General features: G+C 69.7%; 16 protein-coding genes. 12 read left to right on the top strand and 4 right to left on the bottom strand.

The features are described from left to right. Positions 1–9: 9 nt before the first annotated feature. The 6 genes from BJ970_RS04380 (at position 10) to nudC (ending at position 6,680) form a co-directional block, all read left to right on the top strand. Positions 10–510, top strand: coding sequence for a DUF3558 family protein (locus BJ970_RS04380; protein ID WP_246470694.1), 501 nt, complete (start codon positions 10–12; stop codon positions 508–510). 16 nt (positions 511–526) lie between these two features. Then, complete coding sequence (locus BJ970_RS04375; protein ID WP_184724052.1) at positions 527–1,891, top strand: PPE domain-containing protein; 1,365 nt, start codon at positions 527–529, stop codon at positions 1,889–1,891. An 80-nt stretch (positions 1,892–1,971) separates the two neighbouring features. Next, entirely contained in the window at positions 1,972–2,793 is an 822-nt protein-coding gene (locus tag BJ970_RS04370; protein ID WP_184724049.1) for an ESX secretion-associated protein EspG, read from the top strand. Between the two features lie 242 nt (positions 2,794–3,035). Beyond that, entirely contained in the window at positions 3,036–4,364 is a 1,329-nt protein-coding gene (locus BJ970_RS04365; protein WP_184724046.1) for a M16 family metallopeptidase, read from the top strand. Next, positions 4,361–5,728 carry a M16 family metallopeptidase gene (locus BJ970_RS04360; protein WP_184724043.1) on the top strand — a complete coding sequence of 456 codons (1,368 nt, stop codon included), beginning with the start codon at positions 4,361–4,363 and terminating at the stop codon, positions 5,726–5,728. Before BJ970_RS04365 ends, BJ970_RS04360 begins: the two co-directional genes overlap by 4 nt. 25 nt (positions 5,729–5,753) lie before the next feature. Then, positions 5,754–6,680: an NAD(+) diphosphatase gene (nudC, locus tag BJ970_RS04355; protein WP_184724040.1), complete on the top strand. Its 927-nt coding sequence runs from the start codon at positions 5,754–5,756 to the stop codon at positions 6,678–6,680. A gap of 92 nt (positions 6,681–6,772) precedes the next feature. On the opposite strand, the gene BJ970_RS04350 is transcribed toward nudC, so the two are convergent. Beyond that, positions 6,773–7,096: an XRE family transcriptional regulator gene (locus BJ970_RS04350; protein WP_184724037.1), complete on the bottom strand. Its 324-nt coding sequence runs from the start codon at positions 7,094–7,096 to the stop codon at positions 6,773–6,775. Positions 7,097–7,350: 254 nt separating this feature from the next. On the opposite strand from BJ970_RS04350, the gene BJ970_RS04345 reads away from it, so the two are divergent. From BJ970_RS04345 to BJ970_RS04325, 5 genes are all read left to right on the top strand, one after another. Continuing rightward, a complete protein-coding gene (locus BJ970_RS04345) occupies positions 7,351–9,519 on the top strand; it encodes an ATP-dependent DNA helicase UvrD2 (RefSeq protein WP_281399414.1) in 2,169 nt (722 codons plus the stop codon). 65 nt (positions 9,520–9,584) lie between these two features. Beyond that, entirely contained in the window at positions 9,585–9,797 is a 213-nt protein-coding gene (locus BJ970_RS04340) for a hypothetical protein (protein ID WP_184724035.1), read from the top strand. A gap of 122 nt (positions 9,798–9,919) precedes the next feature. Next, positions 9,920–10,303 (top strand): WhiB family transcriptional regulator, encoded by a 384-nt coding sequence (locus BJ970_RS04335; protein ID WP_184724032.1) that lies wholly within the window; start codon positions 9,920–9,922, stop codon positions 10,301–10,303. Then, complete coding sequence (locus tag BJ970_RS04330) at positions 10,300–10,554, top strand: hypothetical protein (RefSeq protein WP_184724029.1); 255 nt, start codon at positions 10,300–10,302, stop codon at positions 10,552–10,554. Before BJ970_RS04335 ends, BJ970_RS04330 begins: the two co-directional genes overlap by 4 nt. A 222-nt stretch (positions 10,555–10,776) precedes the next feature. Further along, positions 10,777–11,661 (top strand): class I SAM-dependent methyltransferase, encoded by an 885-nt coding sequence (locus BJ970_RS04325; RefSeq protein ID WP_184724026.1) that lies wholly within the window; start codon positions 10,777–10,779, stop codon positions 11,659–11,661. An 85-nt stretch (positions 11,662–11,746) separates the two neighbouring features. Here the strand turns inward: BJ970_RS04325 and BJ970_RS04320 are convergent, their stop codons facing one another. Further along, complete coding sequence (locus tag BJ970_RS04320; protein ID WP_184724023.1) at positions 11,747–13,057, bottom strand: ABC1 kinase family protein; 1,311 nt, start codon at positions 13,055–13,057, stop codon at positions 11,747–11,749. Between the two features lie 337 nt (positions 13,058–13,394). Further along, positions 13,395–13,544 carry a DUF5679 domain-containing protein gene (locus BJ970_RS04315; protein ID WP_184724020.1) on the bottom strand — a complete coding sequence of 50 codons (150 nt, stop codon included), beginning with the start codon at positions 13,542–13,544 and terminating at the stop codon, positions 13,395–13,397. 227 nt (positions 13,545–13,771) lie between these two features. Between BJ970_RS04315 and BJ970_RS04310 the strand changes: the two genes are divergently transcribed. Then, on the top strand, positions 13,772–14,332 hold the full coding sequence (locus tag BJ970_RS04310) for a M48 family metallopeptidase (RefSeq protein ID WP_184724017.1): 561 nt from the start codon (positions 13,772–13,774) through the stop codon (positions 14,330–14,332). 58 nt (positions 14,333–14,390) lie between these two features. Here BJ970_RS04310 and BJ970_RS04305 read toward each other — a convergent pair whose 3' ends face one another. Continuing rightward, complete coding sequence (locus BJ970_RS04305) at positions 14,391–15,833, bottom strand: zinc-dependent metalloprotease (RefSeq protein WP_184724014.1); 1,443 nt, start codon at positions 15,831–15,833, stop codon at positions 14,391–14,393. Between the last annotated feature and the right edge of the window lie 99 nt (positions 15,834–15,932).

Below are 15,932 nucleotides of genomic sequence, written 5' to 3'. Positions count from 1 at the left end.
GGCCTGGCCTTGTTCGGGCTCTCCGCGTGCACGGGTGGCGGTTCAAGCGCCGGCGGTGGCGAGGAGACGTCCTCCGCGCCGACGTCGGCTTCGTCGGGTTCTGGGCTGGCGGGCTTTAATCCGTGCACCTTCTTCAAGCCCGAGGAGCTCACTTCGTTCGGCGTTTCGACGCAGAGCAAGGATTTCACGCAGGTCAGCTTCCAGCCGGGCTGTGAATGGACGGGCGAGAAGCAGACCATCGGTCTGCAGAAGAACGCGGAAGAGACAGTGCAGAGCCTTGGTAAGGGCGGCGGCTTCGACGAGTTCACGCCCACCACGGTTGCTGGACGCGAGGCGGCGAAGATGCTCACCGCAGGCGCGACAGGACAGGGCGTCTGCAACTACGTCGTGTCAGCAGGTGGCGGGATCGTCCTCTACCAGATCACCGGTGCGATGCGTGATTCCGTGGCAGACCCGTGCGGCGAGCTGAAGAAGATCGCCGATCAAACGGCTTCGCGACTTCCAGAGTGATTAGACAGGGGGAGTGATGGGACTTCTCAGCACACTCGACAACGCGGGTTCCCGGGTCTTTGGCTGGGAGAGCGCTGCGGAAGAGGAGCGGAAGAAGCATGACGAAAAGGCGGCCCAGGTAGCGCAACAGCAGCAGGCCCAGCTCGCGCAGCAGAATTCCGGTCTGAACGTCGCCAGCTACGACTCGCCCGCCATCAGCCAGTGCGTGAACTGGTCCGGCTTCTCCCATGCGCAGATCTTCAAGACCAACCAGGAGTCGATCGACCAAGGCAGGGTCGGGGAGGTCGCGCAGGCGTGGATCAAACTCGCCAAGGGACTCCGGGAGCGCGGCGAGAACTACGCCAAGGACCTCGCCGGCATCGTTGACCAGGGCTGGGAGGGCGAAGCGGCGGATCAGGCCCGGGAGGTCGGCAAGCCCGCGTCCGACTGGATGAAGGCCAGCGCCGACGCCTTCGAGATGACCGGCAACAATCTCAACGCCGCGGGCGAGGCCGCCGGTCAGGCGAGCAAGATGGTCGAGCAGCCGCAGGGGTTCAGCTGGGGCGAGGCCGCGGCTAGTGCCGTTCCGTTCGGTTTGGCCGGGAGCGGCATCAACGCGCTGAGCCAGATGGAGGAGCGGGAGCAGGCGGAGAAGGCCGCGCAGGAGACGATGGCCCGGGTCTACAGCCCCACCCTCAGCCAGGTCGACGCGAAGATGCCGCAGTATCAGGCTCCGGACGGCTCGACCAAGGAGCCGCCGCCGGTGCCGCCGCCGGACCGCACGGACTGGGGTGGCGGCCCGGGCGGCGGTGGCCCCGGTGGCGGACCCGGCGGTGGTGGGCTCCCCGGCGGTGGCGGAATCCCGGGCGGCGGCGGAATCCCGGGCCGGATCCCCGGCGGCGATCACCCCGGCGGCATCGGATCGGGCGGCATCGGATCTGGCGGGCTCGGCGGCAACTACACCTCGCCGGCCGGAACCGGCAGCCAATGGGCCGGTACGCCGGACGGATCGGGGCTCGGACTTCCCGGCGGCGGATCCGCTGGGCTCGGTGCCGGTGGTGCCGGTGCCGGTGGTGCGGGTGCCGGGATGGTCGGCGGCATGGCCGGTGGACTCGGTGCTGGGGGCTTGGGCCGTGGCGGCGCCGGTGCGGGCGGTATGGGCGCTGGCGGCCGGGCCGGCGCGGGCGGTCTCGGTGCCGGCGCCGGTGCGGGCGCGGGTGCGGCCGGTGCTCGGGGGGCGGGTGCCGGCCGCGGCGCGATGGGCGGCATGGGAGGCGCCGGTCAACGCGGGAAGGGCGGCGCCGAGGACGAGGAGCACGAGCGCCCGTCCTGGCTTGAGGAGCAGGACGACATCTGGATGAACGACATGCCCCGGACCGCGCCGCCGGTGCTCGGGGAGTGATCCGGTGACTGACCGGTGGTGGTGGTCGTCGGCCGCACCACCGGTCCGCTAACGGACAAATTCACAAGGGGAGAAACGCAGTGAGTGTGTTGGGGCGGTGGCAGCTTCAGCCGGTGCACCTGGATGTCGTCCTCAAGTACCTGCGGATCGAGAGCCTGACCTTGCCGCTGAGCAGCCGCTCGGCCGGATACACCGCGGACCACTTCAGCCGGATCGCGAAGGCCGAGCTGGAGCGAATGACGGCCGCGGGGGTCGTGGTCAACGACGAGGTCGCGCCGCCGCTGGTCGCCGCGCTCAAGACGCTCGCCACCCCGTATCTGTGGGTCGACTCGCTGTGGTTCCCGCAGGTGGGCACCGACCACTGCTGGCGGGCGCTCGCCGTGTTCACCGAGGGGAACCGGGTCGTCCTCGGGGTGCAGACCCCGAGCGAGGATCCGCAGCGCGGCGGGATGCTGACCGTCGAGGTGCACGAGAACGTTCCGCTGCCCCAGGTCCTGCTGGCCACGCTGCCGCCCACCAAGCCGGGCAACCGCGGGCCGGTGCGCGTCCCGCGGAGTTCGCTGGTGCAGCAGCAACAGCCCGACGACTTCGGCCAGACGAGCATGATGCAGTCCGCCACGCCGAACCGGGGCAGCAGCGGCGATCGGCAGGTGGAGCTCTACGAGGCGATCGGGAAGTCGCCCCACCAGCGCATCGGCCAGATCGCGGCGAACGTGCGTGACCAGTACGGCCGCCGGAAGCGCTCGCAGATCGTGTCCTGGTTCGACAACCCGGAGCCCGACGGCCGCTACCTGAACCGGATCGAGCGCGGCAGCACGGGTGATCAGGTCTTCGCGCTCCTGCCCGCGGACGCGCGCACGATCGGAGCAGAGATCGATTCCCTCATCGCCCAGGTCCGCTGACAGGGGCCGGAGTGCCTCTGCCGCCTAGCCCGCACTGGGTACCGTTTCCCTGGTCAAAGCCTGGTGGCCCGGGGGGATCGCGATAGCCCTCCACAGGCGCTGGCTGTCACACTCTTGGGCGAACTTCGATCCGGGCGGTGCGACTGGCTCCGAGCCCTGAATCACGCTGGGCCACTACAACGCGCCGAAGAGTAGCGAAGGGGGCACGCGCAGGTCGACGGCTCGCACGTAGGCTGCATGGCATGGTCGAACCCCAGCTGCATCGCGTTACCTTGCCCAATGGGCTGCGCGTGGTGTTGGCACCGGACTCGGCGGCGGGCCAAGCGTCGTCCGGGCAGGCCCCTGTGGTCGGTGTCAGCGTGCACTACGACGTGGGCTTTCGCTCCGAACCGGAAGGACGCACCGGTTTCGCGCACCTCTTCGAGCATTTGATGTTCCAAGGCAGCGAGAGCCTTGAGAAACTCGCGCACTTCCGGCACGTGCAGGGCTCCGGCGGCACCTTCAACGGTTCGACGCATCAGGACTACACCGATTACTACCAGGTGCTGCCCTCGGCCGCGCTGGAGCGGGCGTTGTTCCTCGAGGCGGACCGGATGCGGGCCCCGAAGATCACCGAGGAGAACCTGCGCAACCAGGTGGACGTGGTCAAGGAGGAGATCCGGCTCAACGTCCTCAACCGCCCCTATGGCGGGTTCCCGTGGATCCTGCTGCCGCCGGTGCTGTACTCGACCTTCGCCAACGCCCACAACGGCTACGGCGACTTCACCGACCTGGAACAGGCCACCGTCGACGACTGCGCAGCGTTCTTCGACACCTACTACGCACCGGGCAACGCGGTGCTGACCGTCGCCGGTGATATTGACGTCGAGCGGACCATCGACCTGATCAACAAGCACTTCGGTGACGTGCCGCGGCGCGATGTCCCGGAGCGGCCGTCCTTCGCCGAGCCCTTCCCGTCCGGCGAGCTGCGCGGCCGGCACGCCGACCCGCACGCACCGCTGCCCGCTGTCGCACTGGGCTACCGCCTGCCCGACCCGGTCGGCGAGCTCGACGCCTACCTGGCGAACGTCGTGCTCGCGGCCGTCCTGTCCGACGGCGACGCCTCCCGCCTGCAGCAGCGCCTGGTCTACCAGGACGCGCTGGTGGTAGACGTGCACGCCGGTTGCGGACTGATGGGTTCTCCGCTGGACGCCCGTGACCCGGACACCTTCAACATCACCGCGATCCACACCCCGGAGGTCGGGCTCGACCGGGTGGTCGGGGCGTTGGACGAGGAACTGGAGAAGCTGGCCACCGACGGTCCGAGCGCGGACGAGCTGTCCCGCGTCACGGCCCGCTGGGCCGCCAGCCTGTACCGGGAGCACGACCGGGTGGTTTCCCGGACCCTCGACCTGGGCGGCGCCGAGCTGCTGCACGGCCGCGCCGAGCTGATCTCCGAGCTGCCGCAGCGGATCGGTGAGGTCCGCGCGGAGGACGTCGCATCGGCCGCCAAGGCCCTGCGGTCCGACGCGCGTGCGGTTCTGGAGATCGAACCGGTGGGCGACGAGAACGCTACAGGAGGTGCGGCATGACCCGCGCAACGCACCGCAGCGCCGAGGAAATCGGCCGCACCGAGCTCGGCCCGCGGCCGCTGCCGCCGCTCGGCGAGCCCCGTCCCGGCCGCCCATCGGCCACTGTGGACACCGTGTTGGACAACGGGCTGCGGGTGATCGCCGTTCGGCACGGCGTGGTCCCGATGGTCGAGCTGCGCCTGCGGATTCCGTTCGCCGATGAGGCCCCGAAGCACCCGGCCCGCGCCGAGTTGCTGGCCGAGACGCTGCTGACCGGCACCGAGCGCCGCAACCGCGTCCAGGTGGACACCGATCTGGCCGCGGTGGGCGGTGCCCTGAACACGATCGTCGACCCGGAACGGCTCAGCATCACCGGCGACGCACTGGCCAGCGGGCTGGACACCCTGCTCGATGTGCTCGCCGACGCGCTGACCGGCGCGGTGTACCGCGACGAGGAGGTCGAGGGGGAGCGAGCTCGGCTGGTTGAGCGGATCACCGTCGCGCGCTCGCAGCCGCGGGTCATCGCGCGAGAGGAGCTGCAGCGGCACCGCTACGGCGACCACCCGTTCGTCCGCGAGGTGCCGCAGGCCGACGACGTCGCCTCGGTCACCGCCGAGGAAGTCCGCATCCTGCACCGCGAAGCCGTGCTGCCGCGTGGTTCGGTGCTGGTCCTGGTCGGCGACATCGACCCGGACCAGGCGGTGGCCGGCGTCGCACGCATCCTGACCGACTGGCACTCCGAGGACAGCGCGCGGGAACTGCCGTCGCTGCCCGCGGTGCGCGGTGGCGACGTCCGGCTGGTGCACCGGCCCGGTGCGGTGCAGTCGCAGCTGCGATTCTCCGCGCAGGCGCTGGCGCGCACCGACCCGCAGTACCCGGCGCTGCAGATCGCGAACCTCGTCTTCGGCGGCTATTTCTCGTCGCGGCTGGTCGAGAACATCCGCGAGGACAAGGGCTACACCTACAGCGCGCACTCGTCGTTCGAGTTCACCCGGGGCAACGGCACGGTCCTCGTCGACGCCGACACCGCGAGCGAGGTCACGGCGGCCGCGCTGCTGGAGACCCGGTACGAGCTGGCCCGGTTGGCACTGGTGCCGCCGACCGAGTCGGAGGTCGAGTCGGCCCGGCAGTATGCCATCGGCAGCCTGCTGACCTCCACCGCCTCGCAGTCCGGGATGGCGTCCACGCTCATGGCGCTGGCCGCTGCCGGGCTCGGGCACGACTGGCTCTTCGCGCACCCGGAGCGGTTGCGGGCGATCACTGCCGAGCAGGTGGCCGAGGCAGCGCGGCTGTTCGCCCCGACCGCGTTCACGGGCGTGGTCGTCGGCGACGCGGACAAGCTCGCCGACGAGCTGCTGTTGCTCGGGGGCGTGGTGCTGTCGTGATCCGGTTAGACGGTGGGGCGGGCAAATGACCTCCGACGTGTTCGCCGGCGCGGGTTTCCAGCTGGACTCCGCCCCCTTGCTCTCCCGGTCCACTGTGGACCGAAGGGAGATGCTGCGGGACACCCCGGATGGCGGCGCCGAACTCTGGTCGACCGGACGCGTCGTGCTGGTGGACGCAAAGGGGCGCACTCAGATCGATGCTGACTCGCGGTTGGTAGTGCATCCGGCGTCCGACTTCGGGGAACGTCCGGCCCCGAACGCCATCCTGCTCGGCGTCGAGCGCGGAATCAGCTATTGGGCGCTGCGCAGCGAGCACGACGGCGCCCAGGACGGCTGGCGGGACCTGCGCGCCAGCGGCGGTCTGCTCAACGACACCGACGCCGGACTGCTCACCACGGCCGTCGGTCTGCTCGGCTGGCACGACAACGCCCGTTACTGCGCGGTGTGCGGGGCGGCGACCACGCGGGTCCGCGCCGGGTGGGCGCGGCGTTGCACGGGCTGCGACCGTGAGGAGTACCCGCGCACCGACCCAGCGGTGATCTGCCTGGTGCACGACGGTGCGGACCACGTCCTGTTGGCGCGCCAGCCGATCTGGCCGCCGGATCGGTACTCGGTGCTGGCCGGTTTCGTCGAGGTCGGTGAGTCACTGGAGGCGTGCGTCGAGCGCGAAGTCGCCGAGGAGGTCGGGGTCGCGGCCTCGGATGTCCGGTACCTCGGCAGCCAGCCCTGGCCGTTCCCCCGGTCGTTGATGCTGGGCTTCGCCGCGCTCGCGGACCGGTCCGCGCCGTTGATCCCCGCCGACGGGGAGATCGAGGACGCCCGCTGGGTGCATCGCGACACGGTTCGGGCGGCCCTGGAGTCCGAGGGCGCCGCGGTCGACGGGCTACGGCTCCCACCAGGGGTGTCCATCGCCTCCCGCATGATCAGAGGCTGGGCGACCTGGCGGGGCTGACGCGCGAGGAGCCGGCCGGGATGTGATCCCGCCCGGCTCCTCGGTGCCGGAAGCCCGGATGAGATTTCCGCGACCGCCTGCGGATGGCGGGCTCACACAGCGGATTCGGCCACTCGCAGCTTGATTTCGGTGTCGCCGAAGCGTGCCACGAGCTGCACCGTTCCGCCGAGCGCCGCCACGTACGAGCGCAGGCTGGCCACGGTGAGCGCCTCGATGTCGCCGCGTTCGATGGAGCTCACCCGAGGTTGCCCGATGCCCATCCGCCGAGCCAGCTCAACCTGGGTGACCTGCGCCGTTTTCCGCAGCTCGGCCAACCGGTGCCCGGTGACGTAAGCCTCGGTGATCCGACGTCCCAGTTCCTGCTGCTCCGGGGTGATTCCCAGGCGCTCCCGGACTTCGTTCCACGGGATTGTCATGGCTGGCCCTCCCGACCTCTCGCCTGATCATCTGCGGCCGCCCCGAAGCCCGCAAGGCAAGTACGGGTGATCTCGGCGGCGCGTACCCGGTCTTCGCAGGTCGATGCCGTGGTCGATGGTGATTTTCATGCCTGCGGGACGGCCTGATCCTGACCCGGAAGTGGGTACGAATCGTGTGCTGCGTCGTTCCGACACGCGGGCGCGGAGTTGGGGTGTGGCCCCGAACGGGGAATGGGTCTGCGAAGATGCCGGGCATGACCGATCAGCCGCGACTCCTGGAAGGTCTGGACCCAGAGCAGCGGCAGGCGGTCATCGCACCACGCGGACCGGTGTGCGTGCTGGCGGGCGCGGGCACCGGCAAAACCCGCACGATCACCCATCGGATCGCCTATCTCGTCCAACGCGGACTCGTTGCGCCGCAACAGGTGCTCGCGGTGACGTTCACTGCTCGGGCGGCGGGGGAGATGCGCACTCGGCTGCGTGCGCTCGGCGCGGCGGGCGTGCAGGCGCAGACCTTCCACGCGGCGGCCTTCCGGCAACTGCGCTACTTCTGGCCACGGGTGCACGAAACGCAGATGTGGCAGCTGACGGACAACAAGTTCCGACTGGTCGTACAGGCCGCGAACAAGGTCGGGCTGTCCACCGAGCGAGAGGACGTCCGGGACCTCGCCGGCGAGATCGAGTGGGCCAAGTCGTCGCTGATCGGCCCCGAGCAGTATCCGGCCGCCGCGGCCGCCGCCGACCGCGACGTCCCGGTGCTGCCGGAGCAGCTCAGCAAGGCATTCGCGGCCTACGAGCAGCTCAAGAACCGGGCGCAGGCCCTGGATTTCGACGATTTGCTGCTGCACATCGCGGCGATCCTGGAGGAACAGCCCGAGATCGCCGAGGAGTTCCGCAGCCGGTACCGGTCGTTCGTCGTGGACGAGTACCAGGACGTCAATCCGCTGCAACAGCGGGTGCTCGACGGCTGGCTGGGCAACCGAGACGACCTCACCGTGGTGGGCGACGCGAACCAGACGATCTACTCGTTCGCGGGCGCCTCGCCGAAGTGGCTGATCGGCTTTCCGCACAAGTACCCGGATGCCACCCTGGTGCGGTTGGAGCGGGACTACCGGTCCACGCCGCAGGTGGTCGGCTTGGCGAACCAGGTCATCGGAGCCGCGCGGGAGCGGCCGGCCGGCACGCGGCTGAAGCTGGTCGGGCAGCGCCCGGACGGCCCGCGCCCGGACTTCGCCGAGTACGACGACGAGACCGAAGAGGCCGACGCGATCGCGCGCAGAATCGCGCAACTGGCCAAGCGGGGTGTCGCGCTATCGGAGATGGCCGTGCTGTTCCGGGTCAACGCGCAGTCGGAGGTCTACGAGAAGGCCCTGTCCGACGCCGAGATCCCTTACCAGGTGCGCGGCGGCGAGCGGTTCTTCGCGCGCGCCGAGGTGCGCCAGGCAATGGTGACGCTGCGCGCCGCGGTCGCCTACGGCGGCAATGACGAAGACCTGCCCGCGACCGTGCGCGCCGCGCTCCGCGAGGTCGGGCTGACCGACGAGCCGCCTGCCGGCGGCGCCGCCCGCGAGCGGTGGGAGTCGCTGATCGCGTTGGTGGAGCTCGCCGAAGAACTCGCCGCCACGGCGCCCGACGCGGACCTGGCACGCTATGTCGCCGAACTGGACGCCCGCGCCGAGGCCCAGCACCCGCCGACCGTCGAGGGCGTCACCCTTGCCTCGCTGCACGCGGCCAAGGGCCTCGAATGGGATGCGGTGTTCCTGGTGGGTCTGGTCGAAGGAACCCTGCCGATCCAGCACGCCGACACCGACGCCGCCGTCGAGGAAGAACGACGCCTGCTCTACGTCGGGGCCACCCGCGCACGCGAGCACCTCTGCCTGTCGTGGGCGCTGGCGCGCGCCGGCGGTCGCCGCTACCGCAGGCGCAGTCGCTTCCTATACGGCCTGGTGCCCGATGAGCACCCGGCGGCGCTGCCGAACAAGGTCAAGCAGCGCGAGCTGCTGTCTCGGCCGGCGAAGCCCGAGAAACCGCGTTGCCGCATATGCAACGCCACGCTCGCGGGCACAATGGACATCAAGCTCGGCCGTTGCGCCGACTGTCCCTCCGATGTGGACGAGGACCTGCTGTCGCGGCTGAAGGCGTGGCGCAGCGAGCGCGCCCGACAGCTGAAGGTCCCCGCCTATGTCGTGTTCACCGACGCGACGCTGACCGCGCTCGCCGAGCAGCGGCCGTCCGACGTGAGCGCTCTGGTCGGCATCTCGGGGATCGGCGCGTCGAAGGTGCAGAAGTTCGGCTCCGACGTGCTCGCGCTGATTCAGCGCGAGCACCGCGGTGGCCCTGAAACGCCTGGTGACGCAGGTTTTTCAGACGATCGAGCGGATTCTTCGAAAAATACGTTGCGATCGGCACGGCGGTCCCAATAACCTGCAAGAGCGCGAGCCGTGGTCGGACGAAACCGCGGTCTGAGTCCAGAAGGGAGGTGGCCCTGGTGTCCACGATTCTGATGTCTCGCACCCCGAGCCACCTCATGGTGGGGGCCATCGCCCTGTTCCGCGTCACTTTTGCGCCATTCCCGGCTGTTGCCGAACACGATGCCGACTATGGCCGAAAGTCCGCTCCGCGCTGGCTCCGCGCGTTCCCGCAGGGCGTGGCCGCCCTGCGCCGGTCCGTTCGTTGGCGATTCCTTGATCCACTGATCTAGGAACGCCCCAGGCTTCTCGAAGGCCGCGGACCTCACATCGGGTCCGCGGCCTTCTTGTTGTTCCTGGTTTTCCGTCATCCACAACCACAACCTGCCGCCGATCGACTACAGGAGGAAGTTGCATGTTGACCGCGAGTGTGCCGATACCCAGGTCGGGCGGGGTCTTGCTGCCGGACGGGGACACCGTGGCCGGCTTGTTCGACGGCTCCGCAACGCTGGACTGCCGACTGCCCTGCCGTCAGGACCCGGACCTGTGGTTCGCCGAGAGTCCGCGGGACCTGGATCAGGCCAAGTCGCTGTGCGCCGATTGCCCGATCAAGGCCGAGTGCCTGGCCGGCGCCCTGTCCCGCGGTGAGCCCTGGGGGGTCTGGGGAGGCGAAATCTTCGAGCGCGGCGCGGTGGTCGCTCGCAAGCGTCCGCGCGGCCGCCCCCGCAAGCACCCGCTGCCCACCGAGACGCCGGTTGTCGGCGCAACCAAGCGACAAGGTCAGGAGCAGGCAGCATGAATTACCACCGAACGACCGATCCCATCACCGGCACCCGGACGAAGAACGAGGTACGAATGTTGTTGCCCGAGGACCTGTCCCGGTTACGAAGTAAGGAGTTACTGGACGAAGCGCATCGACAACGGTTGGCCCGGCAGGTCGCCGCCGGCCGTTGGTGGCGTTGGCTGGCCGATTACGCCGGCAGGCGGGCGGAACGCGCGGCCCGTGGCGCGAGCCCCTGGGGCCGGGACCGCCTCAGCAGTCCACGGTAGCCACGCGGTGCCGAATCGTTTTGCATCGTTGCGGATTCTCAGTCGCTGTCTCACCCGGCCCCCGACCCGACCACGCCCGGGTCGTCGGAAGTCCGAGGTCGGGGTGGCGACTGAGAATTCGTCGCTTGAAGAACCCGCCGCGCAGCTCGAAGCGCGTTCGAGTGCCTGCGCACCTTGAAAAACTGGCGCGCCGGGCGGGGAGATGCTCGTAAGGTGGTGCCCGTGGCCGCGCACTCACACGACAACATCGACTGGGACGAGCACCTCCAGCACCTTCGGGACGGCGATGAGCTGAACGCACCGGAGATCGCCGAAGTCGTCGCCGAGCTGCTGCGCCCGTCCGACCGCACTGTGCTGGAGATCGGCGCCGGGGCGGGCGGGAAGGCGGCGGCCTTCGCAGCGGCGCTGGCGGATTCCGGGGGCGTGCTGACCATCGTGGACACGGCCCCGCAGCTGCTCGCCGCGGCGGGCGCCCACGTCAAGCAGGTTTCCGACCGGGTGCAGGTGCACGCGGTCCGGGCGGACGCCGCCGAGGACTCGTTGGCCGAAGAACTGGCGCAAGCCGGCGCTCCGACGCAGGCCGATCTGGTCTTCGCGGCGTTAGCCGTGCACCACCTGCCCGACCAGCTGGCCGGGGTGCGACGACTGGCGAGCCTGGTGCGTCCCGGCGGCCGACTGGCGATCATCGAGTTCGGGCTCGCCACCAAGGTGCTGCCGCCGGACGTCGGGCTGAGCGAGCCGGGACTGGAGGCCCGGTTGATCGCCGCCCGCGAGGATTGGTTCCGGCAGATGCGGGCCGAGATGCCCGGCTCGGTCCGGATGCCGCTGGGGTGGGGCAAGGCGCTCTCCGCGAGCGGCCTGACCGAGGTGCGCTCGTGGAGCTACCTCGTGGACCGCCCGGCCCCGGTCGCCGGTGTCGCGCGCCAGGCGGTGCTGCGACGGCTCGAATTCCTCCGGCGGGATGCCGAGAACCGGATCGGACCCGCGGATCTGGCCGCTCTCGACCAGCTGCTCGACGAAGCGAGCGAGCACTACGCCGGGAACCGCGACGACGTGTACTACCTCGCGGCGAACACGGTCCACGTCGGCACCCGGCCCGTGGCTTGAGGGCAGCGGCGACCTCCGGCGCTGCTCGCCGGGGCTGCGGTTGACCACGCGCCCGACCGGAACGGCCTCCGGGGTGCGGCGGCGGTCAGTCGGAAAACCCCGGCTGCCACCGAGCGATGATGTCGCGGGCGCCGACTTCGGCATCGAGCTGGCAGAGGATGCCGGTGGCGCCGAGCGTGACTCGGTGGATCAGCAGGTAGTCGGGCGGCAGGTTCAGTGAGCGCCCGGTCCGAAAGTCCGGGCTGCGCAGGTCGCCGACCCGCTCCGCCTGGCGCTGCAGCCAGCGCCGGGTGAAGTGGAACGTCGGCATCCGGGCCGGGTCCACGAACGGCGCCAGGTAGGCCAGCACGTCCTCGGCCTGGATTTCCCGGTCGGCCTGCACGAACCGCTCCTCGCGCAGCAGGTCCAGCAGTTCCGCGGATTTGTCCTCCAACGCGAGCCGGATCATCCGGCCGAAAGTCGTCGGCAGGCCGTCCGGCAGCCGGGAAACCGCACCGAAGTCGATCACGGCCAGCTTGCCGTCCGGCAGCAGCATGAAGTTGCCGGGATGCGGGTCGGCGTGCAGCAAGCCGACCCGGGCGGGCGCGGAGTAGTGGAACTCGGCGAGCAGCCGACCTGCGACATTGCGCTCCTCGCGGTCGCCGTCGGCGATGATCCGCGCGTACGGCTTGCCCGTCACCCATTCCGTGACGACCGCCTTGGGGGCGCTGGCGACCACGGCCGGCACCCGGACATCGGCATCGCCATGGAACACCTTGGCGAAGGCCCGCTGGTTGTCTGCTTCCGTGCGGTAGTCGAGCTCCTCGACCATGCGGTCCTGCAGCTCGGCCAGCAGCGGCTTGATCTCGGCGCCGGGTGCCAGAGACTGGAAGAGCCGGGAGAAGCGCATCAGCTGCCGCAGGTCGGAGCGCAGCGCCTCGTCCGCGCCCGGGTACTGCACCTTGACAGCGACCTCACGCCCGTCATGCCAGATCGCCCGGTGCACCTGCCCGATGCTCGCCGCGGCCGCGGGGGTGTCGTCGAATTCGGCGAACCTCTTCCGCCACGCGCGCCCCAGCTGTTCGCCGAGCACCCGGTGCACGCTGTCGGCGGGCATCGGCGGAGCCGCCGACTGCAGTTTGGTCAGCGCTTCGCGGTACGGGCCGGCCATCTCGTCCGGCACGGCGGCCTCGAACACGCTCAATGCCTGGCCGAACTTCATCGCGCCGCCCTTGAGCTGGCCCAGAACGGCAAACAGCTGTTCGGCGGTCTTCGCCGACACCTCGGCGTTGATCTCCGCCACGTTCTGCCCGGTGAGCCGCTTCCCCCACCCGGCGGCCATGCGACCTGCGACACCGAGCGGCAGACTGGCGAGCTTGGCGGTGCGGTGTGTTGCTCGGCGGGGAATGTCGGCCACGAATTCTCCTTGGTGCGTGCAGGAAAACCCTCTCGATGTCCGAAGAGTCCGAAGACCTATTCGAGATCGAGAAACCCAGTCACATGCTAGAGGTTTCCTGCGACACCTTGGGCCGTGATCGACATGTTGAGCGCCGTGTTCGGCTCACTGGCGGCACGCACCATTGCACCGAACAGAAAAAAGCGGTGAGCGGATCAAGCCGGGGGACCGCCGAATCGCGACACACGTCGTCCCCCTGGCGCCCCGGCGCGTGACCGGTGCGATGTCGAACGCACGAGCGAAGTGCGTCGGCGTTGCGGGCGGGTGGGCGGCCGGCCGGCGGCCCACCCGTGCCCGGTCACGCCTTACCGAGGATGCGGGTCATCTTGGTGCCGCAGACCGGGCAGATGCCCTTGGCCATCCGGCGACCGTTGGTCTCCGAGACCTCACCGGAAAAGTCACGCTTCTCCCGGCACTTCACGCAGTAGCCGTTGTACGTCTCGGCCACGGCTCCCCTCCTTCATGTTGTGATCCAGCCTGATAGCTGGGTCGTCTGCGGCCCTCCTCCGGGCGGCTGGGGGAACGGTACATGTGGGCCATTCGACATGCATGCATTAAGAGGATCGCACGTTCGACTTAATGGAGTAATACCTTGGCGGATCACGGTCGGTAGGTGCTGAGGCTCAGCTCACAGGGGGATCCGTTTGTCGGGCCCACTCGCTAAGGTCCACTTTCGTGGCTGAACCCCAGGTCGAGGTGCGCCGCAGCAAGCGCCGCCGACAGACGGTTAGCGCCTATCGCGACGGTGACAAGATCGTGGTGTTGCTTCCGGCGCGGATGAGCCGCGCGGAGGAAAAGCGCTGGGTGGCGGATATGCTCAGCCGCTTGCAGCGCAGTGAGACGCGGCGGCGCTCGCCCGCGCGGGAGTCCGACGAGGCGCTGATCCAGCGGTGCCTTGAGCTGTCCGCCAGGTACCTCGACGGCCGGGCACAACCACGTGGTGTCCGGTGGGTGCCACCGATGCGCACGAGGTGGGCCTCCTGCACGCCCAGCGAGGCCACCATCCGGGTGAGTCAGCGCCTCCGAGATGTACCCGGTTGGGTGCTCGATTACGTGCTCGTGCACGAGTTGGCGCACCTGCTGGTACCCGGGCACGGCGCCGACTTCTGGAAGTGGGTACGCCGCTACCCGAAGACCGAGCGGGCCATCGGGTACCTAGAGGGGATTTCGGCGGCCGCCCAACTCGGCATCGGCCTGGACGACGACGCGGAGGAACCCGAAGCGGCAGCAAGATGAGGGGCACCTCCGAAGACGGTTCGAAGGTGCCCCGCCGCTCGCTCGCAGGTGGTCGGTATCAGCTCTCGTCGTCGCGCTTCGACGAGCCGTCGTCCTGGTCGTCGTGCTTCGTCGAGCCACCGCGCTCATCGTCGGACTTCGTCGCCTGGTCGGCCTCCGCGCGGCGGATCGCGGCGATCGGGTCGTCCAGATCCGCGGAGCCCGCGCCCCAGCGGTCGGCGAAGTCCAGCGGCTCGTCCAGGTCCGAGCTGCCCGGCAGCAGGTCCGGGTGGTCCCAGATCCGGTCCCGGCCCTCGATACCGTGGCGTTCGGTCAGCAGCCGCCACAGGTTCGCGGCGTCACGCATCCGCCGGGGCCGCAGTTCCAGGCCAATGAGGGTCGCGAAGGTCTGCTCCGCCGGCCCGCCGCTCGCCCGGCGCCGCCGGACCGTTTCGGTCAGCGCACCGGCGCCCGGCAGCCGTTCGCCGACGGCGTCCCCGGCGACCATGTCGACCCAGCCCTCGACCAGCGCGAGCAGCGTCTCCAGCCGGTTCAACGCGGCCTGCTGCTCGGGGGTGGTCTTCGGTTCGAGCATTCCCGAGGTCATCAGCTCCTGCATCGAACTCGGGTTGGCCGGATCGATCTTGCTGGCCAGGTCTTCCAGCGCCGAGGTATCGATGTGGATGCCGCGGGCGTACTCCTCGACGGTCGCAAGCAGCCGCTGACCCAACCACGGCACGTGGCTGAACAGCCGGTGGTGCGCCGCCTCGCGGGCCGCGAGGAACACGGTCGCCTCGCTGATCGGCCGGTCCAAGCCCTCGATGAAGCTCTCGATGTTGGCGGGCAGCAGCGCGGCAGTGCCCGCCGGGCCCAGCGGCAGGCCGATGTCGGTCGAGGTCAGCACCTCGCCACCGAGCTGGGCCAGGCCGCTGCCCAGTTGCGACCCGAAGGTCATCCCGCCCATCTGCCCGAGCATGGACAGCAGCGGGCCGGCGGCCTGCTTCGCCTCCTCCGGCAACGCCTCCAGCCAGGCGCTGGACATTCGTTGCGCGACCGGATCGCACAGCCGTTGCCAGGTGGGCAGCGTCTTCTCCACCCAGTCCACCGACGACCAGGTCTGCACCGACCGCACCCCGGCGGGCAGCGAGGTGGTGGCATCCAGCCACAGCTCCGCCAGTCGCACCGCGTCCTCGACCGCCTTGACCTGCTCCTGGCTGGGGCGCTCGGTGCGCTGGCTGTTGTGCAACTGCTGCACCGCGAGTTGCTTGGCGAGGTCGTAGTTCACCGGGCCGGAGCCGCCGCTGCCGGAGTGGCTGAGCGCCTGGCCGAGTTGGGTCAACATCTGGCCGAGCTGGCCGATGTCGAAGTTAGGCATGCCGCCCGGTCCGGGCATGCCGCCGAAACCGAAACCGGGTAGATCCCCGGAGTTTCCGGCGCCGCCCTCAGAGCGGCCTTGCGACGAGTCGCCCTTGTCGGGGTCGTCGGGATCCTGGGAGCTGAACCCGAACGGCAAGTTGGTCATAGTTCCACCGTACGCGGCCTGCCTCGCCGCGCAGAAGGCATCCGGAGCTCGCCAGACGCGAACACCGCACACATCGTTAACAGCGAACACGTACGCTGT

This window comes from Saccharopolyspora phatthalungensis (assembly GCF_014203395.1).
Lineage (GTDB): Bacteria > Actinomycetota > Actinomycetes > Mycobacteriales > Pseudonocardiaceae > Saccharopolyspora > Saccharopolyspora phatthalungensis.
This window is presented reverse-complemented; position numbering and strand designations above follow the sequence as displayed.

What these genes read in the sequence shown, in the direction of transcription:
- BJ970_RS04375 (WP_184724052.1), top strand. Translation starts at nt 527, where the DNA reads ATGGGACTTCTCAGCACACTCGACAACGCGGGTTCCCGGGTCTTTGGC.
- BJ970_RS04365 (WP_184724046.1), top strand. Translation starts at nt 3,036, where the DNA reads ATGGTCGAACCCCAGCTGCATCGCGTTACCTTGCCCAATGGGCTGCGC.
- BJ970_RS04360 (WP_184724043.1), top strand. Translation starts at nt 4,361, where the DNA reads ATGACCCGCGCAACGCACCGCAGCGCCGAGGAAATCGGCCGCACCGAG.
- nudC (WP_184724040.1), top strand. Translation starts at nt 5,754, where the DNA reads ATGACCTCCGACGTGTTCGCCGGCGCGGGTTTCCAGCTGGACTCCGCC.
- BJ970_RS04350 (WP_184724037.1), bottom strand. Translation starts at nt 7,096, where the DNA reads ATGACAATCCCGTGGAACGAAGTCCGGGAGCGCCTGGGAATCACCCCG.
- BJ970_RS04345 (WP_281399414.1), top strand. Translation starts at nt 7,351, where the DNA reads ATGACCGATCAGCCGCGACTCCTGGAAGGTCTGGACCCAGAGCAGCGG.
- BJ970_RS04335 (WP_184724032.1), top strand. Translation starts at nt 9,920, where the DNA reads ATGTTGACCGCGAGTGTGCCGATACCCAGGTCGGGCGGGGTCTTGCTG.
- BJ970_RS04330 (WP_184724029.1), top strand. Translation starts at nt 10,300, where the DNA reads ATGAATTACCACCGAACGACCGATCCCATCACCGGCACCCGGACGAAG.
- BJ970_RS04305 (WP_184724014.1), bottom strand. Translation starts at nt 15,833, where the DNA reads ATGACCAACTTGCCGTTCGGGTTCAGCTCCCAGGATCCCGACGACCCC.